14 protein-coding genes are annotated in these 15,512 nt (G+C 70.3%); 7 read left to right on the top strand and 7 right to left on the bottom strand.

Annotated elements, in window-relative coordinates; translation table 11 throughout:
• Positions 1–32: 32 nt before the first annotated feature.
• From C1A38_RS03710 to C1A38_RS03700, 3 genes are all read left to right on the top strand, one after another.
• Entirely contained in the window at positions 33–395 is a 363-nt protein-coding gene (locus C1A38_RS03710; protein ID WP_102656420.1) for a metalloregulator ArsR/SmtB family transcription factor, read from the top strand.
• On the top strand, positions 392–895 hold the full coding sequence (locus tag C1A38_RS03705) for an SRPBCC family protein (protein ID WP_102656419.1): 504 nt from the start codon (positions 392–394) through the stop codon (positions 893–895). Before C1A38_RS03710 ends, C1A38_RS03705 begins: the two co-directional genes overlap by 4 nt.
• A 128-nt stretch (positions 896–1,023) precedes the next feature.
• Complete coding sequence (locus tag C1A38_RS03700; RefSeq protein WP_102656418.1) at positions 1,024–3,285, top strand: catalase; 2,262 nt, start codon at positions 1,024–1,026, stop codon at positions 3,283–3,285.
• 111 nt (positions 3,286–3,396) lie between these two features.
• On the opposite strand, the gene C1A38_RS03695 is transcribed toward C1A38_RS03700, so the two are convergent.
• The 7 genes from C1A38_RS03695 to C1A38_RS03665 all read right to left on the bottom strand — a co-directional run bounded on the left by C1A38_RS03695 (position 3,397) and on the right by C1A38_RS03665 (position 12,352).
• Positions 3,397–4,656 carry a cytochrome P450 gene (locus C1A38_RS03695; protein ID WP_102656417.1) on the bottom strand — a complete coding sequence of 420 codons (1,260 nt, stop codon included), beginning with the start codon at positions 4,654–4,656 and terminating at the stop codon, positions 3,397–3,399.
• A gap of 42 nt (positions 4,657–4,698) precedes the next feature.
• The gene (locus C1A38_RS03690) at positions 4,699–5,187 is read right to left on the bottom strand and encodes a GNAT family N-acetyltransferase (protein WP_102656416.1); all 489 of its coding nucleotides are present in this window, start codon (positions 5,185–5,187) and stop codon (positions 4,699–4,701) included.
• A 23-nt stretch (positions 5,188–5,210) separates the two neighbouring features.
• On the bottom strand, positions 5,211–6,635 hold the full coding sequence (rox, locus tag C1A38_RS03685) for a rifampin monooxygenase (RefSeq protein ID WP_102656415.1): 1,425 nt from the start codon (positions 6,633–6,635) through the stop codon (positions 5,211–5,213).
• 243 nt (positions 6,636–6,878) lie between these two features.
• Positions 6,879–8,156: a multidrug effflux MFS transporter gene (locus tag C1A38_RS03680; RefSeq protein WP_233196593.1), complete on the bottom strand. Its 1,278-nt coding sequence runs from the start codon at positions 8,154–8,156 to the stop codon at positions 6,879–6,881.
• A gap of 440 nt (positions 8,157–8,596) precedes the next feature.
• On the bottom strand, positions 8,597–10,192 hold the full coding sequence (locus tag C1A38_RS03675) for a GMC family oxidoreductase (RefSeq protein WP_102656504.1): 1,596 nt from the start codon (positions 10,190–10,192) through the stop codon (positions 8,597–8,599).
• Between the two features lie 145 nt (positions 10,193–10,337).
• Entirely contained in the window at positions 10,338–12,011 is a 1,674-nt protein-coding gene (locus C1A38_RS03670) for a sodium:solute symporter family protein (protein WP_102656414.1), read from the bottom strand.
• Positions 12,008–12,352 carry a DUF4212 domain-containing protein gene (locus C1A38_RS03665; protein WP_102656413.1) on the bottom strand — a complete coding sequence of 115 codons (345 nt, stop codon included), beginning with the start codon at positions 12,350–12,352 and terminating at the stop codon, positions 12,008–12,010. The genes C1A38_RS03670 and C1A38_RS03665 overlap by 4 nt, the downstream gene beginning before the upstream one ends.
• Positions 12,353–12,747: 395 nt before the next feature.
• Here C1A38_RS03665 and C1A38_RS03660 point away from each other — a divergent pair, with 395 nt between their 5' ends.
• The 4 genes from C1A38_RS03660 to C1A38_RS03645 all read left to right on the top strand — a co-directional run bounded on the left by C1A38_RS03660 (position 12,748) and on the right by C1A38_RS03645 (position 15,381).
• Positions 12,748–13,161, top strand: coding sequence for a hypothetical protein (locus tag C1A38_RS03660; RefSeq protein WP_102656412.1), 414 nt, complete (start codon positions 12,748–12,750; stop codon positions 13,159–13,161).
• 146 nt (positions 13,162–13,307) lie between these two features.
• Positions 13,308–13,967, top strand: coding sequence for a hypothetical protein (locus C1A38_RS03655; protein WP_233196592.1), 660 nt, complete (start codon positions 13,308–13,310; stop codon positions 13,965–13,967).
• A gap of 95 nt (positions 13,968–14,062) precedes the next feature.
• A complete protein-coding gene (locus C1A38_RS03650; protein WP_102656410.1) occupies positions 14,063–14,572 on the top strand; it encodes a sigma-70 family RNA polymerase sigma factor in 510 nt (169 codons plus the stop codon).
• Complete coding sequence (locus C1A38_RS03645; protein ID WP_102656409.1) at positions 14,569–15,381, top strand: RICIN domain-containing protein; 813 nt, start codon at positions 14,569–14,571, stop codon at positions 15,379–15,381. Before C1A38_RS03650 ends, C1A38_RS03645 begins: the two co-directional genes overlap by 4 nt.
• Positions 15,382–15,512: the final 131 nt, after the last annotated feature.

The following is a 15,512-nucleotide window of genomic DNA, read 5'->3' as shown; positions in this document are numbered from 1 at the left end:
AATACCCGTAACCCATCGGTTACGCTTCTGCGGTGGACAAGGTAGCCGGCGCCATCGCCGATCCGGTCCGCCGGCGGATCCTCGAACTGCTGCGGGAACGCCGGCTCACAGCCGGGCGGATCGCCGAACACTTCGAGATCAGCCGACCCGCGGTCAGTCGCCACCTGCGCGTGCTGCGCGAGAGCGGTCTGGTGCACGACACCCTGGTGGGTCGCGAGCGTCGCTACGAGTTGGACGCGACACGCTTCGACGAGCTGAATCGTTGGCTGTCGCAGTTCGCTCAGCCCGAGCGCTGGGAGCGCCGGTTCGACGCGCTGGAGACCGAGGTTCACCGTACCCGCCGCGAGCGCCGTACCGGCCGCTCGCCCAACCACCGTGAGGAGCGGACAGCGTGACACTCACACCAACCGGACGCCTCTTCGGCACCGACCACGGGACCGACCTGGTCATCACCCGCGAATTTCGCGCCCCCGTCGAGGACGTCTGGGCCAGCCTTACCGAACCTGACCGCACGGCCCGCTGGTACGGCCGCTGGGACGGTCACGCCGCACCCGGTAGCAGCGTCCGACTCCAGATGGCCTTCGAGGACGGGCAGCCGTGGTCCGAGCTGCGGATCGACGCCTGTGAGCCACCCCGTCGGCTCGCCCTCTCCAGCCAGGACGAAGCCGGTTCCTGGCGGTGGGAGGTGCAGCTCACCCCGCAGGGGGAGCGGACGGAACTGCGCTTCGTCCAGCACCTGGACACGGTCGAGGGCCTCGGCGAGATCGGGCCCGGCTGGGAGTACTACCTGGATCGGCTGCTGGCCGCCCACCACGACACCACGATGCCGTCGTTCGACGACTACTACCCGGCCATGAAGACCTATTTCGATCAGTTGAGCCTGTCGCCGCGCTGATCTGCAGCGCCGTTCGGCGGATGTGATCGATTCGGCGGCGTCGAGTGTCTTCGGCCCGTTTTGTTCTCCCTGGCCAGGGTACCGCCCCTGGGGTCCGGTCGTTGTGCTCCAGGGAGGTACCTGCAGAGATGGAATCGCGTAACCCCGCCAAGGCGGTCAAGGACGTCGTGGAATCCGCGGCGGAGAAGGTCACCGAGGCACTGACCCCGCAGGTGCCCGGTGCGCCGGGCAGCGCCCCGCCGTCCCTGGCGGAGCCGACCACCCCGCACGACCCGCTGCCACCCAAGCCCGAGCAGGGCACTCCGCAGACCCGTACGCCCACCGGCGCGAAGACCGGCACGCCGCCGACGGCAAAGGGTCAGCAGGGTCCCTTCCTCACCACCGCGCAGGGGGCGCGGCTGCGGGACACGGACCACTCGCTCAAGGCGGGACCGCGCGGCCCGGTGCTGCTCCAGGACCACCACCTGCGGGAAAAGATCACCCACTTCGACCACGAGCGCATCCCCGAGCGGGTCGTGCACGCCCGGGGCGCCGGCGCGCACGGGCTGTTCACCGCGTACGGCACCGCCGAGAACGTCACCCGGGCCGGCTTCCTGCGCAAGGGCCGCGAGACCGAGGTCTTCGTCCGCTTCTCCACCGTGCTCGGTTCCCGCGGTTCGGCCGACACGGTACGCGACACCCGTGGCTTCGCCACCAAGTTCTACACCGACGAGGGCACCTTCGACCTGGTCGCCAACAACATGCCGGTCTTCTTCATCCAGGACGCCATCAAGTTCCCCGACATCATCCACGCCGCCAAGCCGCACCCGGACCGGGAGATCCCGCAGGCGCAGAGCGCCCACGACACCTTCTGGGACTTCGTCTCCCTGCACACCGAGGCGCAGCACCACACCATGTGGAACATGTCCGACCGGGGCATCCCGCGCTCGTACCGGACCATGGAGGGCTTCGGGGTCCACACCTTCCGCATGGTCAACGCGGCGGGGGAGACGGCGCTTGTAAAGTTCCACTGGAAGCCCAAGCTGGGCGTGCACTCCCTGGTCTGGGAGGAGGCGCAGCTGCTCAACGGGATCGACCCGGACTTCCACCGTCGGGACCTCTACGACGCCATCGAGGCCGGCGCGTTCCCCGAGTGGGAACTCGGCATCCAGGTCTTCCCGGACACCCCGGAGGAGACGTTCGCCGGCATCGACCTGCTCGACCCGACCAAGATCGTGCCGGAGGAGCTCGCGCCGGTGCAGCCCATCGGCAAGCTGGTGCTCAACCGCACCCCGACGAACTTCTTCGCCGAGACCGAGCAGGTCGCCTTCCACGTCGGTCACCTGCCGCCGGGCATCGACGTCACGAACGACCCGCTGTTGCAGGGCCGCCTCTTCTCGTACGTCGACACGCAGCTGACCCGGCTGGCCGGGCCGAACTTCTCGCAGATCCCGATCAACCGGCCGCACGCCGCGGTCAACGACATGCTGCGGGACGGCTTCCACCAGCACGCCATCCACGCCGGGGTGGCGCCGTACCGGCCGAACTCCCTCGACGGCGGCAACCCGTTCCCGGCCGGCGACGACGACCACCCGTTCATCGACGTACCCGTCCAGGTGGCCCAGGCCCCCAAGATCCGGCAGAGCCCGGCGTCCTTCGACGATCACTTCAGCCAGGCCCGGCTCTTCTGGCTGAGCATGTCCCCGGTCGAGCAGGAACACATCATCCGGGCCTACACCTTCGAGCTGGGCAAGTGCTACCACCAGGCGATCAAGGAACGGCAGCTGCAATGCCTGGCCAACATCGACCCGGTGCTCTGCGCCCAGGTCGCCACCGGCCTGGGACTGCCCGCACCGAAGCCGACAGTACCGCTGGCCGACGTCGAGCCCAGCCCCGCGCTCTCGCAGGTGGGCCGGCAGTGGCCGGTCGACGGCCGGACGGTCGGCATCGTGGTGACCGACGACAGCGACCTCGACACCCTCCACCAGGTGCGTCGCGCCGTCTTCGCCGCGGACATGGTGCCGCTGCTGATCGCCGGGCACGGCGGCATGATCGGCGATCTGCCGGTGCAGCGCACCTTCGCCACCGGCCGCTCGGTCGAGTTCGACGCGCTCCTGCTCGCCGCCGCCCCACCACCGGCCCCCGACGCGCTGCCCGCCCGGGACGCCAAGGCCGGCGCGGCGAACTCCGCCACCGTCGACCCCCGGGTGCTGCTCCTGGTCGAGGAGGTCTGGCGGCACGCCAAGGCGATCGGCGCCTGGGGCGCCGGCGTCACCGTTCTGGACCAGGCCGGTGTCACCGGCAGCCCGGGTGTGGTCACCGGCGACTCCGCCGACGACGTCTTCGGCACCGTCCAGCAACTGATGACCAACCACCGGGTCTGGGAAAGGTTCCCCGCCTCGGTCGGCTGATCCAGCTCGAAACGCCGGTGCCCCGCCTGCTCAACGGCGGGGCACCGGCGTTTCAGTGGGTCCTCGGCTGCGGTGCGAGGCACCCGGTGTCAGCGGCTGCTCAGCGGCGCGTCAGTGGGTGGCCAGTGGCGCGGCGCTGCGGGCGGGCACGGTCATCACCAGACCGCTGACCGGCCGGGTCGGGATGCGGTGCAGCGGAATGTCCAGGTCCTGGGTGGGCACCTGGTGATCGAGGCGGGCCAGCCGTACGGCCAGGGCCTTCAGTAGCGCGACGGTGATCTGCTCCCCGGGGCAGCGATGGCCGGTACGCGGGTCGCCGCCGCCCTGCGGTACGAGGTCGAAGGCACCGATCTCCCGACCGACGAAGCGGTCCGGGTCGAACCGGTACGGGTCCGGCCAGAGTCGCGCGTCGTGGTTCTGGCCGTACAGGTCGAGCAGGACGATCGCGCCGGCGGGGATGTCCACGCCGCGCCAGGTCAGGTCGGTCCTGGCCCGGCCGCCGATGAAGGGTGCGAACGGGTAGAAGCGGCGTACCTCGTGGGCGAATGCCTCGGCGAAGACGGTGTCGCCCTGTCGGAGCCGGTCGCGGTGCTCGGGCCAGCGGTGCAGGGCGTGTCCGGCGAAGGTCACGAACCAGGTCACCGCGACGGTCGGTCGGATGATGTTGAGCAGTTCCACCGCGGCGATCCGCGGGTCGAGCAGTTCACCGTCGCTGTCCCGGTGCTCGGCCACGACCGCCAGCGCCGCGCCCGGCGGCACGTCAAGCTCACCCTGCCGGAGCTGGGTGACGATGTCGGCCAGCCAGCGCTCCCGACGTCCCCGCGCCCGGCGGGCCCGCCAGTGCCGGGGCCCGCCGGTGGCGAAGCCGTCGACCATCGCGACCAGGTCGGCCGCGAGTGCCGGAAGGTCCTGCGGCTGCACGGGGATGCCGGTCCACTCGCAGACCGCGCGGGCCAACACGGGGGCCGTCTCGTCGAACAACACCACTTGCCGCCCCGCCCAGGATCGGGTGGCCGCGTCCCACGCCGTCTCGGCCCGCTCCACCAGGCCGTCGTAGCCGCCGTTCATCAGCAGCGCGGTGAACATCGCCTTGCGCACCCGGTGCGGCTCGCCGTCGCGGGTGTGTACGGCGCCCTTGCCGAACAGCGTGCCGCGCAGCGGCTCGGGAATGGCGCCGTGCCGGCGGATGTGCTGCTCGTCGTAGAAGAACCGTGCGGCGTCGGGCCCGCGCAGCGCCACCGTGGTCTGACCGAGCAGACGGGTCCGCACCACGTCGTCCGGGCTGTGGCGCAGGCGGTTGGGTAGCCATCCGTAGCCCTGGATCGCGAGCATCAGCGTGTCGTCCATGCGTCCCATCAGGTCAACCAGCATGCCGCTGGTCCTGCCCACTGCGAGCGTGGTCAAACCAGCGACTCACTGCTGCGCCACCAGGGTCTTCCGCATCTGCTGCGTGACCACCCGGTATCCCGAACTGCCGTACAGCCCGACGGCGCGGGCGTTGTCACCGAAGACGTTGAGTTCGATGGCACCGACGCCGTGCCGACGGACCGCGTCCTCACCGGCGGCGAGCAGGGCCCGCCCGTAACCCGCCCCACGGTGGTCCGCGCCGATCTCGATGTCGTAGAGGAACGCGCAGTCCGGAACGCCACGCGGATGGGTGAGCCCGATCCACAACACCCCGATCGGGGTTCCGTCGCGGAGTTCACCGGTGAGGAACAGCATCCCGGGGGTGCCGAAACCCGCCGGCAGCAGGGCGTCGTTGTTCTGCTGGGCCAGTTCCTGGGCCTCCTCGGCGGGCCAGTTGCCGGCCACCACCTGCGCGTCGGCGAAGGCCCGCACAATGCCGGCCCGCCACCTGTCGAACTCGGCCTCGGTCATCGGTCGCACCGTCAGCTCAGACATGCGCGCGATGCTCGCACATCACGTCAATCGGTCGGGTCGCCGAACCAGCGCGGTAGCTGGCCGCGCAACTCCTGCTGGTCGGCACCGGCCCAGGCGACGTGGCCGTCGGGCCGCAGCAGGACCGCGGGTACGTCCAGCTCGCCACTGGTGTCCACGACGTGGTCGACCCGGTCGGCCCAGCCGGCGACCGAGAGCCGGCCGGTCTGGTCGAGCAGCAGCCCACGACCGGTCCGGGTCAGCTCGTAGAGGCGTCCCCGTCCCAGCGGCACGTCCCGCATCCGCCGGCCCAGCAGGTCGTGCCCGGCACCGAAGTCGTACCGGACACCGATCGCGGTGATCTTCTCGGTCAGGTACCGGTTGACCTCCTCGAAGTCCATCAGCTCCGACAGCAGCCGGCGCAGCGACTGCGGGCCCGGCTCGGTGGAGAGCAACTCCATCTGCGCCCGGGTGTTGTCCAGCACGTCCGCGGCCACCGGGTGCCGTTCGGTGTGGTAACTGTCCAGCAGCCCCGCCGGCGCCCACCCGTTGACCTCGGCGGCCAGCTTCCAGCCGAGGTTCACCGCGTCCTGGATGCCGAGGTTGAGGCCCTGCCCACCGGTCGGCGGGTGGATGTGAGCGGCGTCGCCGGCCAACAGCACCCGGTCCACCCGGTAACGCTCGGCCAGCCGGGTGGCGTCACCGAAGCGGGACAGCCAGCGCGGTGAGTGCACCCCGAAGTCGGTGCCCGCGTACGCCCGCAGTTGCTGTTTGAACTCGTCGAGCGTCGGCGCGACGGCCCGGTCGACGGCCACTTTCTCGGCGGGCACGATGACCCGGTAGACCCCGTTGCCGAGGGGCCCGAGACCGAACCGCTTCTGGGTCTTGCGGATCTCGGTGACCCTGGCGACGATCGTGTCCAGCGGGGCGTCCGCCTCCATCTCACCCAGCAGCGTGTCGACGCGGCTCGGCTCGCCGGGAAAACCAACCCCGAGCAGATTGCGTACGGTGCTGCGCCCGCCGTCACACCCGACCAGGTAGCGTGCCCGCAACCGGCTGCCGTCGGCCAGTTCGGCGGTGACGCCGTCCTCGTCCTGGCTCAGCCCGACCACTTCGCAGCCGCGCCGCAGGTCCGCGCCGACGGCCACGGCATGCTCGGCGAGCAGGCGGTCGGTGGTGGTCTGCGGAATGCCGAGCACGTACGCGTGTGCGCTGTCCAGCTCCGGCGCCGGCTTGTCGATCCCGGCGAAGAAACCGCCGACCGGGTACCGCTGGCCGTGCGCGAGGAAGGTGTCCAGCAGCCCGCGCTGGTCCAACACCTCGATGCTGCGTACGTGCAGGCCGAGCGACCTGACGAAACTGGTCGGCTCCGAATCCCTTTCCAGTACGACGACCTGCACCCCGTGCAGCCGCAACTCGGCGGCCAACATCAGGCCGGTCGGTCCGCCGCCCACAACGATCACGTCAAACATGCGCCGCCCATTCGGTGAAGGATTCGGCCACCAGTTCCTGCGGTTGCACTGACACCGCAGACGCTGCCGTTTCCGCAGCTCGTGGCCTCGGGCGCAGATTCTGCGCCATCACCGGGGTCTTGCCGCAAGACCCCCTGTGCGCTATAAGTTAAGAGTGGCAGGAAGCGATCAGCTTCCTGCTTTTCGCATTTCCCGCCTTGATGTCGTGGCGAGGCTGCTCCCGTCCTGTGCGCCGGCACCGGGTCAGTGCAGTGCGACCGCCACCGGCTCCGCTTCCACTGCGGCGAGTTGGTCGGGTCGGGCCACGACGAGCAGGGCGAGCAGTGCCGAGGCCAGGCCGCCGACGATCACCGCGGCCATCGCCACCGCGCCGTTGCCGAGCACACCGACCAGCGGCGCGGCCACCGCACCGACGCCGAACTGCACCGCGCCGAGCAGAGCGGAGGCGGTACCGGCCGCCTCACCGTGCCGGCTGAGCGCCAACGCCGGCGCGTTCGGCAGGGCGAGGCCGGTCGCGGCCAGCACCAACCACAGCGCGGCCAGCAGCGCCGGCAGCCCGCCGAAACCGGTCACGGCGAGCGCGACGAGCACCAGAGCGGCAGCGGTACCCGCGAGCAGGGCGACCAGCAGGATCCGCTGCGGGGTGTAGCGGCGCAGCAGCCGCACGTTGCCCTGGGTCGCGGCGATCAGCCCGACGGCACCGGCACCGAAGGCGATCCCGAACTGCTGCTCGTCCAGCCCGTACTGCTCCTGCATCACGAACGAGGACCCGGCGACGTAGGCGAACAGCGCCGCCATGGCCAGGCCGGCAACCATGACCAACCCGACGAAGGCGCGGTCGCGCAGCAGAGAGCCGTAGAGCCGCGCGATGTGCAACGGCCCGCCGCGTTGCCGCTGCGCGGGCGGCAACGTCTCCGGCAGCCCCAACACGGCGACGAGCATCAGCAGTACGCCGAAGACGGCCAGGGCCGCGAACACGCCACGCCACTGCGTCCACCGCAGCAGTTCGCTGCCGAGCGTGGGGGCGAGCACCGGCGCGGCACCCATCACCAGCAGCAGCCGGGACAGCGTGCGGGCGAATGCGATGCCGGTGAACAGGTCACGCACCACGGCCATGGCGATCACGGCGGCGGCTGCCGCGCCGAGACCCTGCACGACCCGCAGCGCCCCCAGCACGGTGACGTTCGGGGCGAGCGCGCAGCACACCGAGGCGATGATGTGCAGCGCGGTGCCGGCGATCAGCGGTGCCCGGCGTCCGACGGCGTCGGAGAGGGGACCGATCAGCAGCTGACCCAACGCGAGACCGATAAGCGTGCCGGTGAGGGTCAGCTGGACCGCCGCCGAGCTGGTCGCGAAGTCGTCGACGATCGCGGGCAGCGCCGGCAGGTACATGTCGATGGTCAGCGGCCCCACCGCGATCAGCGAGCCGAGTACGAGGATCAGCCGCAGGCGTTGCCGAGGGGGCATCAGGTCGCCGGGCATCACCGGCCGCGGCGCCACGGCCGTGTCGACAGAGGTCATCGGATCGTCTCCACGAAACGGGCGGTCAGGGCAGTCAGCGGCGTGATCGTCACAACTGGCTGCAACCCACGACCGGCGAGCTGATTCCCGCTCCGGGCATTGGTAACGCAGGTCACAGCCAGCCGGACGATCCCGCCCGAGCGGTCGGGTCGGCAGCACGATGCACCGCCTGGTAACTCTCCGCCACTTGACCCGGCATGGGCATTCAGGCGCGCCGAGCCGGCCGCTTCTCTTTGGCCTATCTGCCTAGGATGCTTTACGGGTAGTGTTGCGGTCAACGCCGATAACAGCCACGTGGGTGGTCACGTGACCAGCAGCATCAGATGATCAGCCTGCGTCGTCAGGCGGTGTCCGTGACGGGCGACGCCGATTGCCGAGGTGCGGCTGCCGGCCGCTGGGGTACGGATGCGGGGGTCGCGGAGGGGCGAAGGCGGGGGAGGTCAGCGGTCGGCGCGGATCAGGTCGGCGGCGCGCCAGGCCAGCGCCATCACCGGGGCGTTGAGGTATCCCGAGACGAGTATCGGCAGCACCGACGCGTCCACGATGCGCAGGCCGGCCACGCCGCGTACCCGCAGTCGGGGGTCCACCACGAAGTCGTCGCCCGGGCCCATCGCGCAGGTGCCCACCGCGTGGTAGCCGCAGTAGCCGAGGGCGAGCCCCGCCTCGATGATCTCCTCGTCGTCCTGCACCGCCGGGCCGGGCAGCGTCTCGGCGACGATCCGTTTGGCGATCGGCGCTGTGCCGAACAACTCCCGCACCCGCCGGAACGCGCCGACGGCGACCCGACGGTCGTGCGGGGCGGTGAAGTAGTTCGCCACGATCGCCGGTGCGGTGCCCGGGTCCGCCGAGGTGATGGCCAGGCTGCCTTCGCTCTCCGGCCGGGTCACCGTGACCTGGGCCATCAGCCCCGACTCGGACTCCAACTCGATCGCCCGTCCGGGGCGTCGGGGTGCTGCCGAGAAGGGCGCGAGCAGCAACTGCGCGTCGGGGTGCCCGACGTCCGGCGCGGAGCGGAAGTACGCCCCGACGTCGTACACCGGTAGGGCGAGCAACCCCCGTCGGGTGGTCAGGTAGCGCAGCATCTCGCGGGCCTGCCCGAGTGGGCGGCTCAGGCGGGCGTTGTAACCGGCCCGGCCGGCCAGCCGGAACTGCATGGGTGTGGTGCGGTGCTCGCGCATGCCGACCCCGACGCGCGGCCGGTCCGCCAGCACCGAGACACCGGCCTGGCGCAGGGTGTCGGCCGGCCCGATGCCGGAGACCTGCAACAACTGCGGGGTGGCGATCGCCCCGGCGGCGAGGATCACCTCGGCGGCGGCCCGATGCTCGGCACTCTGGCCGCCCTGGCGGGTGCGTACCCCGATCGCCTGACCGTTCTCGATCAGGATGCGTACCACCACGGTGTCGACCACGACGGTGAGGTTGGGTCGGTTTCGGACCGGGTGCAGGAAGGCGTCGGCGGCGTTGCTGCGGCGACCGTCGCGGATGGTCGCCATCAGGTAGCCGATGCGTTCGTCGTCGGTGGCGTTGAGGTCGTCCACCCGCTGCCAGCCCAGTTCCACCCCGGCGGCGATGGCGTTCTCGCTGATCTCGTCGGTGCCGGTGGCGGTGGACAGGCGCAGCGGCCCGCCGACGCCGCGCATGTCCGAGGCGTCGAGCGGATTGTCCTCCAGGCGCTTGAAGATCGGCAGCATGGTGTCCCAACCCCAGCCGGGGTTGCCGAGACGTTCCAGCTCGTCGTAGTCGAGCCGGTCGCCGCGGCCGTACACCATGCCGTTTATCGAGCTGGACCCGCCGACCAGCCGGCCGCGCTGCCAGACCTCCTGCTGGCCCGCTCGGACCTGCGCCGGGTAGTGCCAGGCGGTGCGTCGGTCGTCCATCAGGCGGCTGAATCCCTTGGGGATGCGGACCCAGGGGCTGCTGTCCCAGCCGCCGGCCTCGATGAGCAGGACCCGGGTGCCCGGGTCCTCGGTCAGCCGGTTCGCCAGCACACAGCCTGCCGATCCGGCACCCACCACGATGTAGTCGAACTCCGCCATGTCGGCCCCCCGGATCGGCGTGTCGCGCTGCCACACACCGTATTGGGTTGATCACCGCTGGGAAAGGGGTGAGTGCACCCGGCCGGTCGGCGGCCCCATCGCAGGGATGGGGCCGGCGACCGACTCCGATCGGGACGTGCTGCGCTCAGTCGGCGACGGCGGTCACCGCGCGACGTTCGGACGGGTACCGGATGTTCTCCACCATCTCCGAGATCTCCGCCGGGGGAGGTGCCGTCAGCTTCGAAACGACAATCGTCACGATGAAGTTGACGATGGCACCGATGGTGCCGATGCCCTCCGGGCTGATGTCGAAAATGTGCGGGTTGGCCGCGGTGCCGAACACCGGCAGCGTGTAGATCATGTAGCTGGCGGTGAACACCAAGCCGGTGATCATGCCGGCGGCAGCGCCTGTCGCGTTGCATCTCTTCCAGAAGATGCCGAGCACGATGACCGGGAAGAAGCTCGCCGCTGCCAGCCCGAACGCGAAGGCGACCACCTGGGCCACGAACGCGGGCGGGTTGATGCCGGCGTAGATGGAGATCAGCACCGCCAGGCCCATGGCGATCCGGCCGGCCAGCAGCCGCTGCTTGTCAGTCGAGTCCCGCTTGACCCGCCGGAAGTACAGGTCGTGCGAGAAGGACGACGAGATGACCAGCAGCAGGCCGGCGGCGGTGGACATGGCGGCGGCCAGACCACCGGCGGCGACCAGGCCCACGATCGGTGCCGGCAGGCCGGCGATCTCAGGACTGGCCAGCACCAGGATGTCGTTGTTGACGATCAGGTCCGCGCCGGAGGTCGGGCTGTTGCTGACCGAGTTGATGGTCGACACACCGTCGCTGACGGTGACCAGACCGGTCGCCGCCCAGTTGTTGACCCAGGAGGGCAACGCGTCCGCCGAGACGCCGTTGACACCCTGCAACAGGTTCAGCTTGGTGAACGCGCCCACCGCGGGAGCGGTGGTGTAGAGCAGGGCGATGAAGAGCAGCGCCCAGAACGCCGAGTAGCGGGCGCCCCGCACGCTCTTGGTGGTGTAGAACCGGACGATCACGTGCGGCAGGCCGGCGGTGCCGATCATCAGCGACATGGTTACCAGGAAGACGTCGATCTGCGGACGGGCCGCGAACGCCTCGGTGAACTGGGCCATCCCCAGCTCGACGCTTATCGCGTTGAGCTCGTCGAGGATCTGCCCGAAGGACAGCTGCGGGATCGGTACGCCGGTCATCTGCTGGGCCACCGCCACGGCGGGGATCAGGTAGGCCGTGATCAGCACCGAGTACTGGGCCACCTGGGTCCAGGTGATGCCCTTCATGCCGCCGAGCACCGCGTACAGGCCGATGATCACGGCGGCGACGATGACGCCGCCGGTGACGTCCAGGCCCAGGAATCGGCTGAAGACGATGCCACCACCGCGCATCTGCCCGACCACGTAGGTGAAGGAGATGATGATGGCCGCGACGGCAGCCACGGTGCGCACCGTCTCCGAGTACCGGTCGCCGACGAACTCGGGCACCGTGAACTTGCCCCACTTGCGCAGGTACGGCGCGATCAGCAGAGCCAGCAGGACGTAGCCACCGGTCCAGCCCATCAGGTAGATGGAGCCGTCTGAGCCGAGGAAGGCGATCAGGCCGGCCATCGAGATGAAAGAGGCGGCGGACATCCAGTCGGCGGCGACCGCGGCACCGTTGGCGACGGTCGGAATGCCCTGGCCGGCGACGTAGAAGCCGGCGGTCTCCCGCACCCGGCTGCGCCAGGCGATGTAGAGGTAGACGGCGAAGGATCCGCCGATGAAGACAAGTGTCCAGAGCTGGATGTCGCTCACTTGGCCGCCTCCTCGGTCTCCGGCTCGGCGACCCCGAACTGGCTGTCCAGGCGGTCCATCATCTTGGCGTAGACCAGGATCAGGATCACGAAGACGTAGATCGACCCCTGTTGGGCGAACCAGAAACCGAGCGGGAATCCGGCGATGACGATTTCGTTGAGCGGCTCGACCAGCAGAACGCCGAAGCCGAACGACACGATGAACCAGATGGCCAGCAGGATCACCATGAGCCGCAGGTTCCGGTTCCAGTACTCCTTGCGCCAACCGTTGTCCGGCGGGGCCGACCCGGGCGGTGGTGGCTCGCCACCGCGGGCTTCCTGCTCGGGGGTTACCTCGGTCATCTCTTGAAGCCTCCTGGTCGGTACGGAAACGACGAATCCGGCGAGGGGCCTGCGGCGCCGTACCCGGCCGGTGAGGGCACGAGCCTTTGCCGCTGCCCGATCCGCGCTCCCGCGCCCCGTGCTGCCTTGACGCGGGCTGTGCGGTCGGTCACACCTTTGGTCTCGGAAGCGAACGCGAACCGGCCGAAGCAGGCAAGAGTTGATCTGTCGAACGGCTGCTGTGCGTCGGTGAGCGGTCTGGAGAGTTCCGCGAACGGTCGACCGTGCCGTGCGACGACCACGGTGCGTCTGCTATGCGGCTGTTCGTGGTGATGTGGTGACCGCCTGCCGACGCATACCGACCACTCGCCGATCGTCGGGCACCGTTGTCGGTCGCGGGCACCTAGCATCCCGACATGCCTGACACCGCAACCGCCGCCGCTCCGGCTCGCCGTCGCATCCTCCACGCCGGCAGCCTCGGCATGATCGTCGGCGGCCTGCTCGCCCTGGTCGGCTCGCTGCTGCCCTGGGTCATCACACCGTTCGGTTCGCTGAACGGTGCGGCCGGCCCTGGACTGTGGACGCTGAGCGTGGGGTTCCTCGCCATCGCCGGTGCTCTGCTGCCGTACCGCAAGGTGGCCATCGCGCACAGCCTGATCCCCGGCCTGACCGTGGCGCTCATCGTCGGTTGGCAGGCTGCCCGCCTGATCAGCCTCAGCGCCAGCACCGACAGTTGGGGCCAGCTGATGCCCGGCATCGGCATGGTCATGGCCGCCGGAGGCGCGGTGGTCCTGATCCGTACCGGCATGCGTCTGCTCGCGATGCGCTGAGCATCGGGCTGTCCGCAACGCCCGACAAACAATGCGGCGGACGGGTGAAACCCGCTGCCGGCCCCACGCGTCATCAGGCTGAACAACCGAGGACCAGCCGTCGGCAGGGCTGCTGGCCCCGGCAGGCGAGGCAGCCGGGAGGAAACGTGGTGGTGGGTAGATGGCTCGCTGGAGCGAGCCTGGTGGCGCTGACAGGCGTCGCCGCAACGGTGTACGGGGTCGCGTCGGCGTCCGAAAACGACACACCGACGCCGAGCGTGGTGGCTGTCGAGGCGCCGGCTGCGGCCGTGCCGGTGGCCGGGGCGCGGCCGCCCGGTGCCGGGACGGGCAAGCCGCAGCCGACGCCGAGCGTCGACGCGGTGCTCTCCGGCACACGCCGGATCACGATCGTACGGGTGGGAGCCTTCGAGTCGGGCCTGTCGCTGCTCGACGGTGGTCGGCTTGCCGAGGTGGACGGCGCCGAGGGACGGCAGGTGTTCGTGCCGACTCCGCTGGGCGCGGGGGAGTACCTGATCAAGGCGTACTACGGTGGCGGCACCGGCAAGCCGATCTGCTGGCAGTCGCACAACCCGCAGAACACCCAACCGCTGTACGTGCGGGGTGCCACCTGCCGGGCGAACGACCCGGCGCAGCGGTTCGTCATCACCGCCGCCGAGGGTGGCGGCCCCCGGGAGTACGTGATCAGCAACCGCTGGGCGTACCTGCGAGACTCGGTACGATCCGGGCTGATCCTGGAGGAGTTGGGCGACGCCGCGCCGTTCAGCAGCTTCCGGTTCAACGACACCGGCCCGGCCCCGCGCAAGTGACCGGCCTGGTGACCCGGCCGTCCACCCCCGGCCGGGTCACCGGCGTGACCAGACAGTTGACGGGTTCAACCGGGTCGGGTGGGAGACTTTTATCGATGCGTGACGCTGCGGAGTTCGACGCTTTCTACTCCGCGTCCGTGCAGCGGGTGCTGGGACAGCTGTACGCGATGATCGGCAACCGGGCCGAGGCCGAGGACGCGGTGGCCGAGGCGTACGCCCGGGCCTGGGACCGGTGGTCCTCGGTGCGTGAGTGCGACAGCCCGGAAGCCTGGGTACGGCGGGTGGCCTACCGGGTGGCGGTGAGCGCCTGGCGCAAGACCGTCAACCGGCTGCGCGCCCACCGGCGGGACGCCACCGGGCAGCGGGTGGAGGCCACCTCGGTCGACCACGTCGCAGTGGTGACTGCGCTGCGGCGCATCCCCACCGAGCAGCGTCGGGTCGTGGTGCTGCACCATCTGGTCGGCCTCAGCGTCACCGAGATCGCGACCGAGGTGGGCAGCAACGAGAACACCGTCAAGACCCGGCTGGCCCGGGGCCGCCGGGCGTTGGCCGCCCATCTGACCGAGGAGAGCAGTCCCCACATGGACGGAGGGCGCAGCACGTGAGCTTCGACAACCAGCTCGACGACGCCCTACGGGCGCTGGCGCGCGACGGCGGGCAGGACAGCCGGATCCCCGCCGCCACCGACATCCGGCGACGCGGCGAAATCCGCCGCCGACGCCGCCGGACCGCCTCGGTCGCACTCGCCGCCACCGCAGTCGTCGCGCTCGGCGCGGGCGTCGCACTGGCCCGCCTCGGCGGCTCCACGCAGTCGATGCCGATCGACCCGGCCGGCCCGTCCACCGTCATCGGCCCGTCCACCAGCCCGTCCTCCTCGCCCACGGCTTCGCCCGGGACGCCCAGCAGCTCACCTGCGGCACCGAGCAGTTCCCCTGCCGCGCCGAGCAGTTCCGCCGCAGTGCCGCCGAGCACCGATCGGCTGCTGTCCGGCACCCGCCAGGTAGCCATCGTGCGCACCGATGCGTTCGAGTCGGCAGTGTCGATGCTCGACGACGGCCGGCTCGCCGAGGTCGACGGCGTCGAGGGCCGCCGGCTGTTCGTGATCACGCCACAGGGCCCCGGCACCTACCAGATCCGCACCGCCGCCGACCCCGACACCGACCTGACCGACACCTGCTGGGAGGTCCGCTCCGCCGGCAGCCAGCCACTACGCGTCGAAGGCGTCCCCTGCGACCAGGACGAACCCCGACAGCTTTTCTCCCTCGATCCCGCCGCCGGAGGCACCTACCTGATCAGCAGCAACTCCGCCTACCTCCAGAACTCCCCGACCCGAGGCCTGATCCTCGAAGAGGCCGGCGACGCCCCGGTAACCGCCCGCTTCCGCCTCGTAGACAACGGCCCCGCCCCCAACTGACACCCCACCCTCGTCCGCCTTCCCCGTCCGCCCGATCTCCCCGCCGATCATGGAGTTCTGGTCGCCAGAATGCGGCATATCAACTATTTGTCCCGACCGAAACTCCATGATCGGCGGAGCAGTGGCGGGGT

The sequence above is a fragment of the Verrucosispora sp. ts21 genome (genome assembly GCF_002879555.1).
Classification (GTDB): Bacteria; Actinomycetota; Actinomycetes; order Mycobacteriales; family Micromonosporaceae; genus Micromonospora; species Micromonospora gifhornensis.
This window is presented reverse-complemented; position numbering and strand designations above follow the sequence as displayed.